The following is a 3,965-nucleotide window of genomic DNA, read 5'->3' as shown; positions in this document are numbered from 1 at the left end:
GTGACCGCCCTTCAGAACAACCGCTTACTGGTTGTACGGACCGTAGTCGTAGTCCTCCAGCGGCACGGCCTGGCCCGACCCCGTCCCGAAGGGCGAGTAGTCGATGTCGTCGTAGCCGACGGCCGAGTACATCGCGGCCTTGGCCTCCTCGGTGGGCTCCACCCGGATGTTGCGGTAGCGGGACAGGCCCGTACCGGCCGGGATGAGCTTGCCGATGATGACGTTCTCCTTGAGGCCGATGAGGCTGTCGGACTTGGCGTTGATCGCCGCGTCCGTCAGCACTCGGGTCGTCTCCTGGAAGGAGGCGGCCGACAGCCAGGACTCCGTCGCCAGCGAGGCCTTGGTGATACCCATCAGCTGCGGACGGCCGGAGGCCGGGTGGCCGCCTTCCGTCACGACGCGACGGTTCTCGCCCTCGAAGCGGGTGCGCTCCACAAGCTCGCCCGGCAGCAGCTCCGCGTCGCCGGACTCGATGATCGTCACGCGGCGCAGCATCTGCCGGATGATGATCTCGATGTGCTTGTCGTGGATCGACACGCCCTGCGAGTTGTAGACCTTCTGGACCTCGCCGACCAGGTGCACCTGGACCGCGCGCTGGCCGAGGATGCGCAGCACGTCGTGCGGGTTGGTGGCGCCCACGGTGAGCTTCTGGCCCACCTCGACGTGGTCGCCCTCGCCCACCAGCAGACGGGCGCGCTTCGAGATCGGGAAGGCCGTCTCGTCGCTGCCGTCGTCCGGGGTCACGACGAGCTTCTTGGTCTTCTCGGTCTCCTCGATCCGGACGCGGCCGGCCGCCTCCGAGATCGGCGCGACGCCCTTGGGCGTGCGGGCCTCGAAGAGCTCGACGACACGCGGCAGACCCTGGGTGATGTCGTCACCGGCCACACCACCGGTGTGGAAGGTACGCATCGTCAGCTGGGTGCCGGGCTCACCGATCGACTGGGCGGCGATGATGCCGACCGCCTCGCCGATGTCCACCAGCTTGCCGGTCGCCAGCGAGCGGCCGTAGCAGAAGGCGCAGGTGCCGACCGCGGACTCGCAGGTGAGGACCGAGCGGGTCTTGACCGTCTGGACGCCGTGCGCGACGAGCTGCTCGATGAGCACATCGCCGAGGTCGACGTTGGCGGGCGCGATGACCTTGCCGTCGACGACGACGTCCTCGGCGAGCATGCGCGCGTACACGCTGGTCTCGACGTCCTCCGTCTTGCGGAGCACGCCGTCGGCGCCCTTGGTCGCGATGTCCAGCTTGAGGCCGCGCTCGGTGCCGCAGTCCTCCTCGCGGATGATCACGTCCTGCGAGACGTCCACCAGACGACGGGTCAGGTAACCCGAGTCGGCGGTACGCAGGGCGGTGTCCGCGAGACCCTTACGGGCGCCGTGCGTGGAGATGAAGTACTCCAGCACGGTGAGACCCTCACGGAACGACGCCTTGATGGGTCGCGGGATGGTCTCGTTCTTCGCGTTGGACACCAGACCACGCATACCGGCGATCTGACGCATCTGCATCATGTTTCCTCGGGCGCCCGAGTCAACCATCATGAAGATGGGGTTCGTCTTGGGGAAGTTCGCGTTCATCGCCTCGGCGACCTCGTTGGTCGCCTTGGTCCAGATCGCGATGAGCTCCTGCGTGCGCTCGTCCTTGGTGATCAGACCGCGCTCGTACTGCTTCTGGACCTTCTCGTCCTGGGCCTCGTAGCCCTTGACGATGGCCTTCTTGGCCTCCGGGACGACGATGTCCGAGACGGCGACGGTGACGCCGGACCGGGTCGCCCAGTGGAAGCCGGCCGCCTTCAGGTTGTCGAGCGTCGCCGCCACGATGACCTTGGGGTAGCGCTCGGCCAGGTCGTTGACGATCTCGGAGAGCTGCTTCTTGCCCACCGAGTAGTCGACGAACGGGTAGTCCTCGGGCAGCAGCTCGTTGAAGAGCGCGCGGCCCAGGGTCGTACGCAGCCGGAAGCTGTCGCCCTGCTGCCACTCGCCGCCGTGCTCGTCGCCGTCCTCCGGCGTCGGCGGGGTCCAGCCGCGGGGCGGGACGGTGCCGATCGGGAAGCGGATGTCGACCTTCGCCTGGAGCGACAGCTCCCGGGCGTCGAACGCCATCGTGGCCTCGGCGGTCGAACCGAACGCACGGTCCTCACCGATGACCTTGCGCTCCTTCTCATCCGTCGTGAGGAAGAAGAGCCCCAGCACCATGTCCTGGGTCGGCATGGTGACCGGACGGCCGTCGGCCGGCTTGAGGATGTTGTTCGAGGACAGCATCAGGATGCGGGCCTCGGCCTGCGCCTCCGCGGACAGCGGCAGGTGCACGGCCATCTGGTCACCGTCGAAGTCCGCGTTGAACGCGGTGCACACGAGCGGGTGGATCTGAATGGCCTTGCCCTCGACCAGCTGCGGCTCGAAGGCCTGGATGCCCAGGCGGTGCAGGGTCGGCGCACGGTTCAGCAGCACCGGGTGCTCGGCGATGACCTCTTCCAGCACGTCGTACACGACCGTGCGGCCGCGCTCGACCATGCGCTTCGCCGACTTGATGTTCTGCGCGTGGTTCAGGTCCACCAGGCGCTTCATCACGAACGGCTTGAAGAGCTCCAGCGCCATGGCCTTCGGCAGACCGCACTGGTGCAGCTTGAGCTGCGGGCCGACGACGATCACGGAACGCGCCGAGTAGTCGACTCGCTTGCCGAGCAGGTTCTGACGGAAACGGCCCTGCTTGCCCTTGAGCATGTCGCTCAGGGACTTCAGCGGACGGTTGCCGGGACCGGTGACCGGGCGACCACGACGACCGTTGTCGAAGAGGGCGTCCACGGCCTCCTGGAGCATGCGCTTCTCGTTGTTCACGATGATCTCGGGCGCGCCGAGGTCGAGAAGCCGCTTCAGGCGGTTGTTGCGGTTGATCACACGGCGGTACAGGTCGTTCAGGTCGGAGGTCGCGAAGCGGCCACCGTCCAGCTGCACCATCGGACGCAGGTCCGGCGGGATCACGGGAATGCAGTCCAGCACCATGCCCTTGGGGCTGTTGCTGGTCTGGAGGAAGGCGGAGACGACCTTGAGGCGCTTGAGCGCACGGGTCTTCTTCTGGCCCTTGCCGGTCCGGATGATCTCGCGGAGGCGCTCGGCCTCCTCGTCGAGGTCGAAGGTCTCCAGCCGCTTCTGGAGCGCGGCGGCGCCCATCGAGCCGTCGAAGTACGTGCCGAAGCGGTCGCGCAGCTCGCGGTAGAGCAGCTCGTCGCCCTCCAGGTCCTGGACCTTGAGGTTCTTGAAGCGGCTCCACACCTCGTCGAGGCGGTCGATCTCGCGCTGCGCGCGGTCGCGCAGCTGCTTCATCTCACGCTCGGCGCCCTCGCGCACCTTGCGGCGCACATCGGCCTTGGCGCCCTCGGCCTCCAGCTCGGCCAGGTCGGATTCGAGCTTCTTGGCGCGGGCCTCCAGGTCGGCGTCGCGGCGCTGCTCGATCTGCTGGCGCTCGACGGAGACGTGCGCCTCCAGCGACGGCAGGTCGCGCGTACGGCGCTCCTCGTCCACCCACGTGATCATGTAGGCGGCGAAGTAGATGACCTTCTCAAGGTCCTTCGGGGCGAGGTCGAGCAGGTAGCCCAGCCGCGACGGAACGCCCTTGAAGTACCAGATGTGGGTGACGGGGGCGGCCAGCTCGATGTGGCCCATCCGCTCACGGCGCACCTTGGCACGAGTGACCTCGACGCCGCAGCGCTCGCAGATGATGCCCTTGAAGCGGACACGCTTGTACTTGCCGCAGTAGCACTCCCAGTCCCGGGTCGGGCCGAAGATCTTCTCGCAGAAGAGTCCGTCCTTCTCGGGCTTGAGGGTGCGGTAGTTGATGGTCTCCGGCTTCTTGACCTCGCCGTGGGACCAGGTCCGAATGTCGTCCGCGGTGGCCAGGCCGATCCGCAGCTCGTCGAAGAAGTTGACGTCGAGCACTGGTCGTCAATCCCTCTTTCAGGGTCGTGTCT

General features: G+C 67.1%; 1 protein-coding gene. It reads right to left on the bottom strand.

Going from position 1 to position 3,965, the window contains the following annotated elements; translation table 11 throughout:
• Window positions 1-24: 24 nt before the first annotated feature.
• Entirely contained in the window at window positions 25-3,933 is a 3,909-nt protein-coding gene (locus tag ACFU99_RS36115) for a DNA-directed RNA polymerase subunit beta' (protein WP_384400598.1), read from the bottom strand.
• Window positions 3,934-3,965 lie beyond the last annotated feature (32 nt).

Source organism: Streptomyces sp. NPDC057654 (genome assembly GCF_042800135.1).
Classification (GTDB): Bacteria; Actinomycetota; Actinomycetes; order Streptomycetales; family Streptomycetaceae; genus Streptomyces.
This window is presented reverse-complemented; position numbering and strand designations above follow the sequence as displayed.